The sequence below is a fragment of the Pyxidicoccus sp. MSG2 genome (assembly GCF_026626705.1).
Taxonomy (GTDB): Bacteria; Myxococcota; Myxococcia; order Myxococcales; family Myxococcaceae; genus Myxococcus.
This window is the reverse complement of record NZ_JAPNKC010000001.1, coordinates 11,533,156-11,547,764: the sequence shown is the minus strand read 5'-3', so window position 1 is coordinate 11,547,764 and position 14,609 is coordinate 11,533,156. Positions and strand designations below refer to the sequence as shown.

Here is a 14,609-nt window from a genome sequence, read left to right as displayed (position 1 = left end):
AATGCACTTCTGTGTGAATCCTGGGACGGCTGCGCTCACTCCTCCTTCGTCAGCGCGTCCACCTGCTCCTGCAACCCCGCCGTGTCCTCGAAGAAAGCGTCCACGGGCTGCGCGCGGGCGAGGCGGAAGGCGGGGGGCAGCAGCGTGCGAGGGAAGTCGAGCCCGTCGCTGAAGCCCTCGTTGCCCAACCAGTCTCCCGCGCGGGACAGCGCGCCGAACACGAGCGTGACGACGGTGAGCACGCGCATCAACCGCCGGGGGTCCCACCGCGTCACGTAGCGCAGGTGCCAGTAGAGCCCCCACCCCATCAGCCCGAGGAAGGCGAGGTAGTGCACTCCCGGCAGCCCGCCCCCCAGCGCAAGGCTGAAGGCCACCAGCGTGAGCAGCGCGGGAATGACGATGGAGCCCAGCAGCACCAGCGTGCCAATGGCGGCGTGCGTGCGGTAGTGGAACTGCCGGCGGGCGATGCGGCTCGCCACGGACCAGCCACCCGCCCACACGAACATGAGGGCCAGCGGAGCCACCACCGCCACCGTCAACTCGCCCCAGTCAGTGCGCCCGTAGTTGGTGAGGTACCCCTCCAGGAGGCTCGCGCCCACCAGGGCCACCAGCGCCAGGGCGAAGGTGCGGGGCTGCTCGAAGACGCGGGGGCGCGGCGCGGTGGGCGCGGGCCCGACGACGGTGTCCTCCACCGGGTGGTTGCGCGCGCGGAAGCGCAGCACGGTATCGCCCACCGCCACGCGGGTGTCGGACGTCAATTCCAGCTCGGCGAGCGGCGCCCAGGGCTCCACGCGGAAGGTGCCGTTGTGGCTGCCCACGTCGCGCAACATCAATACGCCGTCCTCGCGGCGCTCGATGCGCAGGTGCTCGGCGGACACCTTCGGGTCGTCGAGGATGACGTCGTTGGAGTAGCCGCGCCCCACGCTGGCGGGGAAGCGCTCCAGGCGGTGGCGGGCATGGACGGCGTCGCCCTCCAGCACTTCCAGGAAGATCACTTCGTCCACGACAGCCCCTCCAGGTAGCGGCGGGCAATCTTCCGGCCGTTGTCCGCGGTAAAGCCGGCGAGCGTCAGCGAGGTGTCCACGCCGCTGGTGCCCGCGTTCAGCGTGGCCGCGCGCAGCACCACGTCATAGAGGCCGGGGAACTTCCGGTACGCGCGCAGGCACAGCGCGGCGCGCACCGGCAGGCCGCCCACGTCCACGAACTCCGACTTGCAACGGTAGTTGGTGACGTCCTGGCGCGTGGCCTCCACCGCGTCCGGGTCCTGGGCGAACAGCGCGCTGTAGAGCGCGGAGAAGCGCAGCGCGCCCAGCTTCTGACTGGTGGCGTGCTGGTGCAGGTAGGCCACCACGCCCGTGCGGTGGTTCGAGGACACGTAGATGTCCTCCTCGGACGAGCACTGGTAGTTCGTCACCGTGTACGGCACCTCCGGGTCGTGCGGCGTGTCGCCCCAGCACTTGAGGAAGGGGCTCCAACGGCCGGGGACCTGGTAGCCGCCCAGCGCCTGCTTCGGCAGCGGCGCCTCCATGAGCCGCTCGGTGAGGCGCTCCTGGTTGTCCATGAGCTGCGTGCGCACCGTGTCCAGCAGCGCCTGCGGGTCCGCCGCCGTTTCCTTCAGCGCGCGGGCGAGCAATTCGCGCGCGTAGCGCACTGGCACGAGGAAGCCCACCTGGTTGCCCATGGTGGCGACGTTGATGCCCACCACGCGACCCTCTCCGGTGAGCGTGGGCCCGCCGCTCATGCCGGGGTTGATGGCGCCACTGAAGTGGAGCCGCTCGTAGAGGGCGTCCTGGATGTAGCCGTTGTACGTGCCCTCGACGATGGTGGTGCCGAGGTCTCTCGGGTTGCCCATGGCGAACAGCCGCGCGCCCTGCGGCGGCTCGCGGTCCTCGAGGGCGAAGAAGTCCGTCACCGGCGTGCCCATCTGGATGACGGCCAGGTCGTGCACCACGTCCACGTCCACCAGGCGCACGGGGACGGGCTCCGGACTGCCGCTCAGCACCAGCTCCGCGGTGTAGTCCTCGGGGTGGATGACCACGTCGGAGACCACGTGGTAGTTCGTCACCGCGTGGCCGGCGGCGGAGACGAAGAACGCCGAGCCGATGGACGAGCGCGTCCCCGAGCGGCGCTCGATGATGCGCACCTGGGCGACGCGGCCCTGGATGCGCTGGAACAGCTCATGGGTGGCGGGCGGCAGCGCGGAGATGGGCACCGGCGGCGCGGCCTCGGGGGCTCCGGCATCCGGCGCTGACGGGCCGGGCTCCACGGGAGCCACCGGCGCCTGCGCGAGCACGGCGGCGAGGATGAAGGCGAACATGTGCGTCCCACCCTACCCCACCCCGCCTGGCTCGGGGGGTACGGAGCGGCGGGTGAGTGTCCGCGACGGACAGGACGGTGGCCTGCTCCCGGGACGGGCTCTCCGTGCACGCCCGGCCTCCCGTGCCGGGAGTGCGGGCCCGCCTACTTCGTCGCGACCACCACCCTTGCGCCCTGCCGCATCTCCCCCGGAGACGTGGCGTTGAAGCGCCGGGCCCATTCGTCCGTTCCCGTATCGGCGATGACGTGGAAGCCCACGGCGCCGAGCTCCGCCGCCATGACCTCCGGCGTGTGGAGGGAAATCTGCGGCTCCCTCCAGAAGCGGAGCAGCAGGCTCAGCGCGTGGGGGCCGGAGGGTCGGGTGTTGTACTGGATGATGGCCGTCGCCCCCTCCACCGAGCGAGCCGCGAGCACCCGCAGCGTGGCGCGCATCGCGGTGGAGGTCAGATACATCACCACGCCCTCCCAGAGCCACACGGTGCGGGGAGCAGGTGCTGCGCGGTGGGGTCCTGGAACCCTTTCGCGCTCGTCACTCCGAGGTCGGCGAGCGCGCGCAAGAAGGCCACCATCGACGCGGTCTGGCTCGGCTTTCCCTCTCTCATGCGCGCGACTTCTATCAAGGTTCGCCTGCCCGGACCCGCAGTGGAGTGATCAGGGCGAGCGCGCGTGGGTCCCCTCGTGACAGGGGGCGGGCGGGCTTCCACGCCTGGGTGCCTGCCCTCGCATTCAATGGCGACGCGCGAGAAGAATGCGCCTCCGCATGAAGCAGGGCCTGGCGCCCGCCTTCACACATTGGGAGATGACGAAGACATGGAGATCAAGGGCACGGCATTCCTCGCGAGGCAGGATTCCGTGGTGGCTGACTTCGGCGCGGATGCGTGGCGCTCGTTCCTGACGGAGTATGCGAAGAAGGACGCCGTCTTCACGAAGCCGGTGATGCCCATGACGTGGATTCCGGTGGAGTCCTACGTGCGCTTCTCGGAGGCGCTGCTCGCGCGCTTCTACAAGAACAACCCCATGGCGTACTGGACCTTCGGTGAGAACGCAGTGGAGCAGGCGCTCACGAAGGGACAGCTCAAGGCCATGTTCGCCCAGGCCGACTACCGCCGCTTCCTGCAGTTCTTCCCTGGCGTGTGGAAGGCGTATTTCAGCGCGGGCCTCGCGCACGTGGACACGGGCGAGGGCTACGCGGAGTTGCGCATCACCGGCGTCCCCAGGCCACACGCGTACTTCGAGTACATCACCATGGGCTTCATGAAGCGCGGGCTGGAAGTGCTCGGCGCGAAGAACGTGAAGTCCGAGCGCCTCAAGGGCTTCTCGAAGGGCGAAGCGGAGTGTCTCTATCGCTTCCAGTTCACGGGCTGACTCACCCCCCCGAGCCGTGGCGCACGCTCCGCTTGCGCCACGCGGTGTACGAAGCCACCAGCGCTCCCGCCAGGGCCCCCGCGAGCGCTCCCAGCAGCCTGCGCGGCACGGGCCCCGCGGCCGTCGTCGGCTCCAGCCGGAAGGTCTCCAGCGAAGCTCGCACGCGGGGCTCCAATTCCTCCCACCGCACCGCGGGCGCGCTCACCGCCACCACCGCGTGACGGCCTTCCGACGCCAGCCCCACCACCAGCACCGTGCGCACCTGCCCCGCCTCGCGCAGCGTGCCCAGCACCTCCACGCGAGGCACCGCTCCGCCCAGCCGCTCCACTCGCTCGGGTGACAGTGTCAGGCCCAGGTCCCTCTGGAAGTGCTGCATCACCGCCGCAGCGAACTCGTCCCGCGCGGAGGGGCTCGCGGAGAAACCCCGCTCCACCACGGACACCAGCAGCGTCGCCGCCTCCGGGCCCTCGCCATCCGCCAGCGCGGCGGACAACGCTCGCGGCGCATCCGCCTCCAGCGTCACCGTCCCCGCGCGCGAGCCGGCGTACTGCTCCCAGCGCACCATGTGGAAGCCCTCGGGCGGACGGAACTGGTAGCCGTCACGGCGCAGCTCGGAGCCGAGCGCGCCAGACAGCGCCACCAGTCCCAGGGCCCAGAGCGAGGAGTGCACGGCGACAAGCATAGGGCGCCACGTCCCTCCTGCCGACCCCGGACCACCCCTCCAGGGAATCCACGTTATCCATCCCATCCGTGCTATTCGCGAGGCTCCCCGCAGCAAGGAGCCTCCGATGCGCACGTTCCAGACTCGAGTCCTGTCCCTGGCAGCCTGCCTTTTCCTCCTGGCATGTGGAGGCACGGCGACGCCCGGTGCCACGGACGACAGCCCCGGCGAGCCGCGGTCGACCCGCGACGCCAACGTCTATTGCTACTCCGTCTGCGGCGACCACATCTGCGACATCAACACGGAGGCCTATAGCTGTCCCCAGGACTGCGGCAGCAACACGTGCGGCGACCGCATCTGCTGCCACGAGAACCCCACCGTCTGCCCCCAGGACTGCCCCTACGCCTCGAACTCCTGCTACTTCACTCCCATCGACCTGACGGGCGAAGCCCCGGAGCATCTCGTCGGCGAGCAGGAGCTCCCGAGCGTCACGCCCAGCCGCATCTGCGTCCCTGAGTGCGGCGATGACATCTGCGACATCAACACGGAGGCCTACAGCTGCCCCGAGGACTGCGGCAGCAACAGGTGCGGCGACCGCGTCTGCTGCCGCGAGAACCCCACCGTCTGCCCCCAGGACTGCCCCTACGCCTCGAACCTCTGCTACATCACGCCGCGGGGCTGAGGTGAGCCTCCCGGGGCGGTCCTCACCCTGCCGTCCCGGGTCTTCTCCAGACGTGCGACGCCGCCATGCCTTCGTTGTGACATCCCCCCGACGTCGCGGGTAACCTCCCCGGCCCGATGACCCCAGGAGCCCGGGCCGACATGGAGGCACGCGCCGATCGCGCCCTGCGCCGGGGCGAGCTCGCCGAGGCGCTCCACCTCTATGAGTCGCTCGCCCGGGCCTTCCCCGACGACACGGCGCTCGCCCTCAAGCTCGCCAACCTGCGCGACTCGCTCCAGCCCTCGGAGCTCCAGGCCCTCCAGGCCTCCCGTCCCCCCGAGGAGGAGGCGTCCCTGCCGCTGGCCCCCTCCTCACCCGTGCAGGAGGGCGAGCGCCTCTTCGCCCTCGGGGACTACGTGGGAGCCGCCGCCGCCTACCGCCGTGCACTCCAGGAGCGCCCGGACAGCGAGCTGCTCAAGGAGCGGCTGATCGAGCTCTACGCTCTCGCGCGCGAGATGCCCCTACAGTCCCCCACAGACAAGGCCCTCCCCAAGGATGCGGAACCCCGCCTCCAGGCCCTGCTCGACAGGGTCGCCTCGCGGCGCCGCCTCAAGCGCGACTGATGGAAGAGCCCGTCTTCACTCGCAATTCCGCCGTACCGGGTGATTCGCGCGTTGCACCCCCCGGAGGGCACCCCTAGAATCAGGTCCGACGTCGCTGTCATGGTGTCACCCCGTCCCTCTGACACCCGCGTCCGACCTGTATGCCCCAATCCCTCCGACTCGGCGTCCTCACCGGTGGTGGCGACTGTCCCGGGCTCAACGCGCTGATCCGCGGCCTCGTGAAGCGGGGCACGCACGAGTTCGGCCACGAGTTCGTCGGCATCGAGAATGGCTACATGGGCCTGGTCGAGCCGGGGCTCGCCCACCCACTCACCGAGGAGGACACGCGCGGCATCCTCCCCAAGGGCGGCACCATCCTCGGCACGTCGAACAAGGCCAATCCCTTCGCCTACGCCTTCCATGAGAGCGGCCACTGGGTGGAGCGGGACGTGTCCGACCAGGTCCTGCGCCGGTGCGAGGAATTGAAGCTGGACGGGCTCGTCGCCGTCGGCGGGGACGGAACGCTTTCGATTGGCCACCGATTGGCGGCCAAGGGTCTCAAGGTCGTGGGCTGCCCGAAGACCATCGACAACGACCTCTCCGGCACGGACCAGACGTTCGGCTTCGACACCGCGCGCCTCATCGTCACCGAGGCGCTGGACCGGCTGCACTCCACCGCCGAGGCGCATGACCGGGTGATGGTGGTGGAGATCATGGGCCGCCACGCCGGTTTCCTCACGTTGGAGAGCGGAATCGCCGGCGGCGCGGACGTCATCCTCATCCCCGAGATTCCCTACCGGGTGGAGTCCATCCTCGACAAGATCCGCCGCCGTTCCACGCGCCGGCGCAGCTTCTCCATCGTCGCCATCTCCGAGGGGGCCTTCCCCGAGGGCGGCGCGCTCGCCGTGCTGGAGAAGGCCGAGGACGTGCCCGGGCGGGGTGTGGTGCGGCTGGGCGGCTCCGGCAAGGTGTGCGCGGACCTGCTGGCGCGGCATGTCGAGGCGGAGATTCGCGTGACGGTGCTGGGCCACCTGCAGCGCGGCGGCAGCCCGAGCGCCGCGGACCGGGTGCTGGCCACGCGCTACGGGTGCAAGGTGTTGGATCTCGTGCGTGACGGACAGTGGAACCATATGGTGGCGCTGCGCGCCGGTGAGGTGGTCGCGGTACCGTTGAGTGAGTCGCGCAAGGAGCGCCGGGTGGACCCATCTGGAGAGCTGGTGCGCTTCGCGAAGTCCATGGGCATCAGCTTCGGGGACTGAGGGGGAGGACCGCCGCACACCATGACGCTCGTCGGCCGCCATATCGGTCGCTATCGCATCCTCGAGCAGCTCGGCTCGGGGGGCATGAGCGTCGTGTACAAGGGCCTGGATACGGCCCTGGACCGCGAAGTCGCGGTGAAGGTGCTGCACCCGCACCTGGCCGGCAAGGACGAGTCCCGCCGCCGGCTCGCGCGCGAGGCCCGCGCGGTGGCCAAGCTGCACCACCCCAACATCCTCGAGGTCTTCGACTTCTCCTCCGCGGAAGCGCAGGACGCGTTCATCGTCACCGAGTACATCCGCGGCGTGACGCTGAAGACCTTCCTCGACGAGGGGCCCATGGAGCCGCCGGAGCTGGCGGCCATGGTCATCCACGAGCTGGCGGCGGCGCTCGCCCACGCGCACGAGGCCGGCGTCATCCACCGCGACCTCAAGCCGGAGAACGTCATGGTGCGCGAGGACGGCGTCCTCAAGCTCATGGACTTCGGCATCGCGAGGCTGCTCGACATCGAGGAGCGGATGACGGTGACGGGCACGCTGGTGGGCTCGCCGGCCCACATGGCTCCGGAAATCATCGAGGGCCTGGAGGCAGGCCCGGAGGCGGACGTCTTCAGCGTGGGCATCATGTTCTACGCGGCAATGACGGGCCGGCTGCCCTTCACCGCGGCCAACACCACGGCCACGCTCAAGCGCATCCTCGACGGCGACTACGAGGACCCGCGCCGCCGCGTGCCCACGCTGTCGGACGAACTGGCGGAGATCTGCGGCACCTGTCTCCAGAGAGATCCGCAGCGGCGCTACCCGGACGCGGCGAAGCTGCGCGACGCGCTGGCGGACTACCTCGCCGGATTGGGCTTCTCTCGCGTGGGCGAGGAGCTGGTGTCCTTCTTCGCGGACCCGCACTCGTACCAGAAGCTGGCGCGGCAGCGCATCGTCGCGTCGCTGCTGGAGCGCAGTGAGCGCCTGCTCGCGGAGAAGCGCACGCCGCGCGCGCTGGGCAGCCTCAACCACGTGCTCGCGCTGGATGCGACGAATGCCCGCGCGCTCGCGCTCCTCAAGGGGTTGCAGCGCGCCCAGCGCATCAAGACGTGGCGCCGCCGGGGCATGCGCGCGGGCATCGGCCTGGCCACCCTCGGCCTGCTCGGACTGGGCGGCTGGAAGGTCCATCAGGCGCGCGCCGGCCAGGACATCCCAGGCTCCGTGGAGGACACGCGGGGCAACGGCACGGGCGCACCCACGCAGCCGGGTACCGGCACGGACGCGCGCCCCCCGCAGGGCTCCGCTGGGAGCAACGCGACGGACACGGGCACTGTCGCGCCGCGACCTCCCGCGATGGCGCAGCCGCCGTCCCAGAAGGACGAAGAAACTCCAGCGCCCATCGCCTCCCCCTCTTCGCCAGGCTCGCGCCCCACGCCTCCGGGAGGTCTCACTCCGCGCAACGACGCCTCCCCCACCCCGGGCGGTGCGCGCACCGGTGTCACGCGCCCCGCGCTCGCCGCCCCGGACGACGCCGCGCTGCGCAAGCCGCTGGTGCGCAAGGTGCCGGTGTCCATCCTGGTGCGGCCGTACGGCATCATCCGGGTGGGCGACGGCGCGCCGAGCGCCCAGCCGCTCCAGAAGCACGACCTGGAGGTGACGCCAGGGCTTCACACCGTCACCATCTCCTGCGACTACTGCGACGACGTGGTGGATACCATCGAGGTGAGCGCGAACGGGGAGAACGTCTTCCACATGGGCGCCCAGCCCAAGCCCACGATGCTCTCCCTCGACTACGAGCCCGCGGACGCCACCGTGCGCATCGGCGACGAGGAGCGCACCGCGCAGGAGAGCCTCCAGAAGCCCTTCGAGGTCCGCTCCCCGCGCGGCCCCGCCGGCTTCCAGCACACCGTCGTGGTGGAGATCTCCCGCACCGGCTTCCAGCCGGAGCGGCGCGTGGTGCACCTGCGGCCCGGCAAGCCCGCCACCCTGAAAGGGAGCCTCCGCCCCGAATGAGCCGCGGACGCTTCCTGCTCCTGCTGTGGACGCTCGTCCTCGCGGCGCCCGCCGCGCTCGCCCAGGACTCCGGAGACCCGGAGGTGGACGCCCTGCGCTCCAGCTTCGAGTACGGCAAGTACGCCGAGGTGATGGATCGCGCGGGAGCCCGCATCGACCGCGGCGGGTTGGCCGAGGACGACCTGGTGGAGTTGCACAAGCTGGCGGGCCTCGCGGCCTTCAACCTCGGCCGCACCGAGGACGCCACGCGCCACCTGCGCGCCCTGCTCCGGTTGGATCCGGACTACGGCCTGGACCCCTTCGTCGTCCCGCCCCCGGCGGTGGCCTTCCTGGATGCGCTCAAGGAAGAGATGTCCAGCGAGCTGGAGTTCCTCCGCCAGGAGCGGCGCCTGCGCCAGGAGCGCGAGAAGGCCGAGGCCGAGCGCCGCGAGCGAGAGCGCGTGGAGGCCGAGGTGCAGCGCCGCCGCGCCGAGGAGCTGGCCAGTCAGGTCACCGTGCGCACCGTGGAGAAGCGCAACTTCCTGGTCAACTTCGTGCCCTTCGGCGCCGGCCAGTTCCAGCAGGGCCGCAACAGCCTCGGCATCGTCTTCGCCGCCACCGAGGGCGCGCTCGCGGTGACGAGCATCATCTCCTTCTTCGCCTACGACTCGCTCTTCGAGGAGCAGGTCATCCCGCTGGACAACGTGCTCGACCCGGATGGCAAGGCCTCCGTGCGGGTCCGCTACATCCCCACCAGCCGCAGCCGCCAGCGCGACACCTGGCAACTGCTCAAGCTGTCCTCGGCCGCGGGCTTCTACACCATCTACGCGCTGGGCGTGGTGGACGCGCTGTACCACCACGAGGACCAGGTCATCCGCACCACGGTGGAGCCCCGCCCGGAAGCGCCCTCGCCCTCGCCCAACCCTCCCGGCCCGCCGCGCGTGGAGGCACCCACACCTCCGCCGCGCTTGAGCCTGTACTCCACCTCCGGCGGACTCGGCGCCGGCCTCACCCTCTTCTTCTGAGCCTCTCCAGGTACGCGACGCCATGGCCAGCCTCACCGTCCGCTCTCCCGATGGCAAGGTCCGCTCGGTCTCCCTGCTCAAGCGCATCACCAGCATCGGCCGGGGCCCGGACAACGACGTGCAGCTCGAGGACCCGGGCGTGCCCGACAGCGCCCTCCACGTCACCTATGACGGCAGCCGCTACGAGGTGGGCAGCCTCGGAGCCACCTTCCACGTCAACGGCAAGAAGCGCGACGCGCACGCCCTGTCCACCGGCGACGTGGTCCGCGTCGGCGGCACCGAGCTGACGTTCGCCCGCGAGGACGCGCCCCGCGCGCCGCCTCCGCCGCCCACCGCGCCCCGCGAGGTGAGCCGCACCTCCAGCCCGGAGGACTCGCACACGTCGGAGTTGCCCGGCGTGCCGGGCCGCGAATTGGTGCTGCTGCGCCGCCTCACCGCGTTCAGCGAGCGGCTGCTGGGGCTCTACGACGTGGAGCGCATCCTGGAGGGCCTGATGGACGAGGCCATCGAGGTGACTCGCGCCGACAAGGGCTTCCTCATCCTCATGGAGAGCGGCGAGCCCCGCGTGAAGGTGGCCCGCAACGTGGCCCGGGAGAACATCGAGGACGCGGTGGAGAAGCTGTCGGACTCCATCATCGCCAAGGTGGTGAAGGACCAGAAGCCGATCATCGTCGCGGACGCGGTGGACGCCCCCGAGTTCAAGGCCAGCGAGTCCGTGGTCAACCTCCGCGTCCACTCCGTCATGTGCGTGCCGCTGATGCACAAGGGCGACCTCTTCGGCGTCATCTACGTGGGCAATGACCGGCTGGTGAATCGCTTCGAGCCGAAGAGCGCGGACATGCTCACCATCTTCGCGGCGCAGGCGTCGCTCGTCCTGCAGAACGCGATGTTGGTGAACGACCTCAAGCTCGACAACACCGAGCTGCGCCGGAAGCTGGAGGACCAGCGCTACGGTGACATCGTCGGCGCGTGTCAGGGCATGCGCGACGTGTACAAGCGCATCGACAAGATTGCCCCCACGGACATCTCCGTGCTGATTACCGGCGAGACGGGCACCGGCAAGGAGCTCATCGCCCGGGAAATCCACCGCCGCTCGCCGCGCGTGAAGGGCCCCTTCATCACCATCAACTGCGGCGCCATCCCGGAGAGCCTCCTGGAGAGCGAGCTGTTCGGCCACGTGAAGGGCGCCTTCACCGGCGCGGTGGCCACCAAGGCGGGCAAGTTCCAGGCGGCCATCGGCGGCACGCTCTTCCTGGACGAGATTGGCGAGATGCCGCTCCAGCTCCAGGTGAAGCTGCTGCGCGCGCTGCAGGAGAAGATCGTCTACAAGGTGGGCGACAACCGAGGCGAGCCGGTGGACATTCGCGTGGTGGCCGCCACCAACAAGGTCCTCGAGGACGAGGTGAAGAAGAACGCCTTCCGCGAGGACCTCTACTACCGGCTCAACGTCGTCACGCTGAAGCTGCCGCCTCTGCGCGAGCGCGGCGAGGACGTGGTGGTGCTGGGGAAGTTCTTCCTCTCGAAGTACTCGCGCGAGTTCAACTCCAAGGCCCGGGGCTTCACGCCGTCCGCCGCCGTGTCCATGCGCAAGTACGGCTGGCCCGGCAACATCCGCGAGCTGGAGAACCGGCTGAAGAAGGCGGTGGTGCTCGCGGACAAGCCGCTGCTCGGCCCGGACGACCTGGACCTCAAGCCGGAGAACCTGGAGCCCATCATGCCGCTGCTCCAGGCCAAGGAAGAATTCCAGAAGCGTTACATCAACGAGGTGCTCGCCCGGAACAACGGCAACCGCACCAAGACGGCCAAGGATCTGGGCGTGGACCCGCGCACCATCTTCCGCCACCTGGAGAAACTGGAGGCGGAGAAGTCTGGCCGACCCCTGCCGCCCGAGGAGGGCGACGAGCTGCTCTAGTCCCAGAGGGGCGGCCCGCACGGACGATGGAACGCACGACGCGGCGACAGACCTGGGCGGTGCTGCTGGTGGCCGCGGCGTGGGCCGCCACCGGCTGCCTCATTCCCCAGGACGACACGCAACTGGACCGCGTGCCCGAGTTCATGAACCGGCCCCCCCGCATCGTGGAGAGCCTGGTGTCGCCGCAGGCGCGCATCATCTCCGACTTCGGCGCCGGCCAGTGCGACCTCACCTTCGAGGTGGTGGTGGAAGACCCGGACGTGGACGACCGCATCGTCGTGCACTGGTACGTGGACTACAACCCGCAGGACCCCCGCCAGGCCTACCGCCAATACGAGCTGACGAACACCCGCGAGCCCCGGCGCGCGGACCGGGGCACGCTGCTCATCAGCCTCGCGTCCGCCAACAACCCGCTGGCCACGCCGGGCCCCCATCTGGTGGAGGCGCTCGTGAGCGACTCCCAGCTGGTGGACCGCGTGCCGCGCTCGGAGACGGTGGAGCTGCCGGACGGCACCCTCATCCAGAACCCGGGGTTCGTCACCACCTACGCGTGGGCGGTGAACACGGTGCAGGGGGACTGCCGGTGACTCGCCGGGGCGCGGGGCTCGCGCTGCTGGCGGTGCTCGCGGGCGCCGGCTGCGCGCTATTGGAAGAGGAGCCGGACCCCAGCCAGTTGGTGTGCAGCTCGGATGACGAGTGCGGCGTCGACGAGGTGTGCTTCCCGGACGGCTGTGGAGATCCGGGCCGCGACATCGTCGTGGAGGTGGTGCCCAACCCCCAGGAGCGGCGCAACGCGCAGGACTTCCGCGTGGAGGGCCTGCGGCCGGAGCAGAACCTGGAGCTGTTCGCCCCCGGCGCCGTGGCGGGGCGGGTGATGCGCGCCACGTCGCTGCCAGCGGAGGACGGCGGGGTCGCCATGCGCCCCTACTCCGAGCCCCTCCACCTGCGCGCCACGGGCGAGAGCCTCCTGCTGCCCGGCGTGGTGCGGCAGTACGACGCGGCGCTGGTGCCCATCAATGGCGCCTGGGCGCTTCCGGTGGGCACCGGCGGGTACACGGTGACGCTGACGGCCGACGACGTGGAGGTGCCTCCGGTGCGGGGCACCAGCCACGTGGAGCCGGGCGCCACGGTGCCGCTGGACATGGTGCTGCCCGCCGCGGACACGCTGGCGCGGCTGAGCGGGAAGGTGGAGCGCCAGGCAGGCGTGCTGGTGGACGCGTCCCTTGAAATCCAGGCCCTGGACTCGGACCTCACGGCCCTGTCCCAGCGCGTGCCGGTGACGCGCGGCACGGGCGCCTTCACCATCGTCATCCCTGGCGAGGCGGCGCGGCGCACCGCGCTCCTGCTCCGCGTGACGGCCACCGGCACGGCCCCGTGGGTGCCGCAGAAGACCTTCACCGTGGACCCGCGCGCGCCGCTCACCGAGCCGCTGACGCTGGGCGACTACGGCACGCCGGTGCGGGTGACGGGCCGGGTGGTGGGCCTGGACGGCCGGCCGGTGGCGGGCGCCACCGTCTCGCTCCAGGGCGAGGTGGGCGGAGGCGGCACCTTCCGCGGTCCGCTGGCCACCACCGGCGCCGAGGGGCGATTCACCGCGGATACGCTGCCGTCCGCACCGGGCGGGACGCTGTCGCTGGTGGTGGTGCCTCCGCCGGGTGCCACCTCGGGCCTCACGGTGCAGTCGGTGGAGGTGCCGCGCACCGGGGCCACGCTGCCGGACGTCCTCTGCCCGGACCGGCGCATCGTCCAGGGCGCCCTCCTGCTGCCGGACACCACCAACCCGGCGCCGGGCGTGCGCGTGGTGGCGGAGCCGGTGGGCCAGGTGCCGGGCTGGCCGCGTCCGCCCGCGGGCGGCGAGGCGCTGGGTACCACGGACAACCTGGGCGCCTTCAAGCTGCGGTTGGACCCGGCCGTGTACCGCGTGGACTTCGTGCCCACGGAGAACCTGCCGCGCGTCAGTCGCACCGTCACCGTGCTGCCCGGCGAGGACGACACGCCGCAGGTGCTGGCCACCTTCCCGCTGCAGAAGGGCCGCACCGTCAGCGGCCGGGTGACGGAGGGCGATGCGGACGCGGGCACCTCGCACGTCGTGCCCTATGCCTCCATCCGCTTCTACCGGGTGGTGACGCTGGAGGGCCGGCCCACCACGGTGCTGCTGTCGCAGGCGGTGTCGGACCAGCAGGGCCGCTACACCGCGCTGATGCCGGTGCGCTGAAGGCGCTCAGGGCAGCCGACCGGCGCCCGGGCTCTTGCGCGCGGTGGCGAAGGCGGCGTGCAGCGCGTCCACCGCGCCGCCCACCTCGCCCGCGTACTGCACCGCGTGGATGGTGTAGAGGTCCTGCACGCCCTCCAGGCGGCGGAACACCACGCGCAGCGACTCGCGATCTCTCGAGTCGAGCCCGCACATGGACTCGCGCTGGCGCAGCCGCTCCAACCAGGCAGTGCGGAAGCCCATCCACTGCCGGTCCACGTTGCGGGCGGGGGACACGCGCACCAGCTTCTCGCGCTCGGACTCCAGCTCCGCCCACAGCGCCTGCGCGCCGTCCAGGCACTCGCGGAAGGTGAGCAACTGGGCGGCGGCGGGCGGCCTCTCCGGCGTCATGGCGGCCACCGAGCGGCCCACGTTCCAGAGGATCCACACCGAGAACAACGTGGTGAGCAGGATGTACACGCCGTACGCGCCACCGCGGTAGCGGCGGAAGCGGGGGTCTTTCCGGGGGTCGGGAACGGACACGGGGCCCAGGTCTTACGACCGTGGACCCCGTGTGGCAACGCTTCCGTGGCCTCCACCGTCATCCGGTGGGAGGTTGTGGGCCCCTTCGTGGGGGCCCGGCCGCCCG

At 70.8% G+C, this 14,609-nt stretch carries 14 protein-coding genes; 9 read left to right on the top strand and 5 right to left on the bottom strand.

Annotated features, from left to right (window positions below):
- Positions 1 to 35 precede the first annotated feature (35 nt).
- From OV427_RS44610 to OV427_RS44600, 3 genes are all read right to left on the bottom strand, one after another.
- Entirely contained in the window at positions 36 to 1,004 is a 969-nt protein-coding gene (locus tag OV427_RS44610) for an FHA domain-containing protein (protein ID WP_267862334.1), read from the bottom strand.
- Entirely contained in the window at positions 992 to 2,317 is a 1,326-nt protein-coding gene (locus OV427_RS44605) for a S1C family serine protease (protein ID WP_267862333.1), read from the bottom strand. The genes OV427_RS44610 and OV427_RS44605 overlap by 13 nt, the downstream gene beginning before the upstream one ends.
- 143 nt (positions 2,318 to 2,460) lie before the next feature.
- Positions 2,461 to 2,769 carry a hypothetical protein gene (locus OV427_RS44600; RefSeq protein WP_267862332.1) on the bottom strand — a complete coding sequence of 103 codons (309 nt, stop codon included), beginning with the start codon at positions 2,767 to 2,769 and terminating at the stop codon, positions 2,461 to 2,463.
- A gap of 357 nt (positions 2,770 to 3,126) precedes the next feature.
- On the opposite strand from OV427_RS44600, the gene OV427_RS44595 reads away from it, so the two are divergent.
- On the top strand, positions 3,127 to 3,681 hold the full coding sequence (locus OV427_RS44595) for a hypothetical protein (protein ID WP_267862331.1): 555 nt from the start codon (positions 3,127 to 3,129) through the stop codon (positions 3,679 to 3,681).
- A 1-nt stretch (position 3,682) separates the two neighbouring features.
- Here OV427_RS44595 and OV427_RS44590 read toward each other — a convergent pair whose 3' ends face one another.
- Complete coding sequence (locus OV427_RS44590) at positions 3,683 to 4,363, bottom strand: hypothetical protein (RefSeq protein ID WP_267862330.1); 681 nt, start codon at positions 4,361 to 4,363, stop codon at positions 3,683 to 3,685.
- A gap of 106 nt (positions 4,364 to 4,469) precedes the next feature.
- On the opposite strand from OV427_RS44590, the gene OV427_RS44585 reads away from it, so the two are divergent.
- From OV427_RS44585 to OV427_RS44550, 8 genes are all read left to right on the top strand, one after another.
- A complete protein-coding gene (locus tag OV427_RS44585; RefSeq protein ID WP_267862329.1) occupies positions 4,470 to 5,024 on the top strand; it encodes a hypothetical protein in 555 nt (184 codons plus the stop codon).
- 116 nt (positions 5,025 to 5,140) lie between these two features.
- Complete coding sequence (locus OV427_RS44580) at positions 5,141 to 5,626, top strand: hypothetical protein (RefSeq protein ID WP_267862328.1); 486 nt, start codon at positions 5,141 to 5,143, stop codon at positions 5,624 to 5,626.
- A gap of 140 nt (positions 5,627 to 5,766) precedes the next feature.
- Positions 5,767 to 6,864 (top strand): 6-phosphofructokinase, encoded by a 1,098-nt coding sequence (locus tag OV427_RS44575; protein WP_267862327.1) that lies wholly within the window; start codon positions 5,767 to 5,769, stop codon positions 6,862 to 6,864.
- A gap of 21 nt (positions 6,865 to 6,885) precedes the next feature.
- On the top strand, positions 6,886 to 8,853 hold the full coding sequence (locus tag OV427_RS44570) for a serine/threonine-protein kinase (protein WP_267862326.1): 1,968 nt from the start codon (positions 6,886 to 6,888) through the stop codon (positions 8,851 to 8,853).
- Complete coding sequence (locus OV427_RS44565; protein WP_267862325.1) at positions 8,850 to 9,857, top strand: tetratricopeptide repeat protein; 1,008 nt, start codon at positions 8,850 to 8,852, stop codon at positions 9,855 to 9,857. Before OV427_RS44570 ends, OV427_RS44565 begins: the two co-directional genes overlap by 4 nt.
- A gap of 22 nt (positions 9,858 to 9,879) precedes the next feature.
- The gene (locus OV427_RS44560) at positions 9,880 to 11,769 is read left to right on the top strand and encodes a sigma 54-interacting transcriptional regulator (protein WP_267862324.1); all 1,890 of its coding nucleotides are present in this window, start codon (positions 9,880 to 9,882) and stop codon (positions 11,767 to 11,769) included.
- 26 nt (positions 11,770 to 11,795) lie between these two features.
- On the top strand, positions 11,796 to 12,356 hold the full coding sequence (locus OV427_RS44555; protein ID WP_267862323.1) for a hypothetical protein: 561 nt from the start codon (positions 11,796 to 11,798) through the stop codon (positions 12,354 to 12,356).
- On the top strand, positions 12,353 to 13,984 hold the full coding sequence (locus OV427_RS44550; RefSeq protein ID WP_267862322.1) for a carboxypeptidase-like regulatory domain-containing protein: 1,632 nt from the start codon (positions 12,353 to 12,355) through the stop codon (positions 13,982 to 13,984). The genes OV427_RS44555 and OV427_RS44550 overlap by 4 nt, the downstream gene beginning before the upstream one ends.
- Before the next feature lie 6 nt (positions 13,985 to 13,990).
- On the opposite strand, the gene OV427_RS44545 is transcribed toward OV427_RS44550, so the two are convergent.
- Positions 13,991 to 14,503, bottom strand: a complete 513-nt coding sequence (locus tag OV427_RS44545) for a hypothetical protein (RefSeq protein ID WP_267862321.1) — start codon at positions 14,501 to 14,503, stop codon at positions 13,991 to 13,993.
- Between the last annotated feature and the right edge of the window lie 106 nt (positions 14,504 to 14,609).

Coding starts and splice junctions, on each gene's coding strand:
- OV427_RS44580 (WP_267862328.1), top strand. CDS start 5,141: ATGACCCCAGGAGCCCGGGCCGACATGGAGGCACGCGCCGATCGCGCC.
- OV427_RS44595 (WP_267862331.1), top strand. CDS start 3,127: ATGGAGATCAAGGGCACGGCATTCCTCGCGAGGCAGGATTCCGTGGTG.
- OV427_RS44585 (WP_267862329.1), top strand. CDS start 4,470: ATGCGCACGTTCCAGACTCGAGTCCTGTCCCTGGCAGCCTGCCTTTTC.
- OV427_RS44560 (WP_267862324.1), top strand. CDS start 9,880: ATGGCCAGCCTCACCGTCCGCTCTCCCGATGGCAAGGTCCGCTCGGTC.
- OV427_RS44600 (WP_267862332.1), bottom strand. CDS start 2,769: ATGTATCTGACCTCCACCGCGATGCGCGCCACGCTGCGGGTGCTCGCG.
- OV427_RS44565 (WP_267862325.1), top strand. CDS start 8,850: ATGAGCCGCGGACGCTTCCTGCTCCTGCTGTGGACGCTCGTCCTCGCG.
- OV427_RS44605 (WP_267862333.1), bottom strand. CDS start 2,317: ATGTTCGCCTTCATCCTCGCCGCCGTGCTCGCGCAGGCGCCGGTGGCT.
- OV427_RS44575 (WP_267862327.1), top strand. CDS start 5,767: ATGCCCCAATCCCTCCGACTCGGCGTCCTCACCGGTGGTGGCGACTGT.
- OV427_RS44590 (WP_267862330.1), bottom strand. CDS start 4,363: ATGCTTGTCGCCGTGCACTCCTCGCTCTGGGCCCTGGGACTGGTGGCG.
- OV427_RS44555 (WP_267862323.1), top strand. CDS start 11,796: ATGGAACGCACGACGCGGCGACAGACCTGGGCGGTGCTGCTGGTGGCC.
- OV427_RS44570 (WP_267862326.1), top strand. CDS start 6,886: ATGACGCTCGTCGGCCGCCATATCGGTCGCTATCGCATCCTCGAGCAG.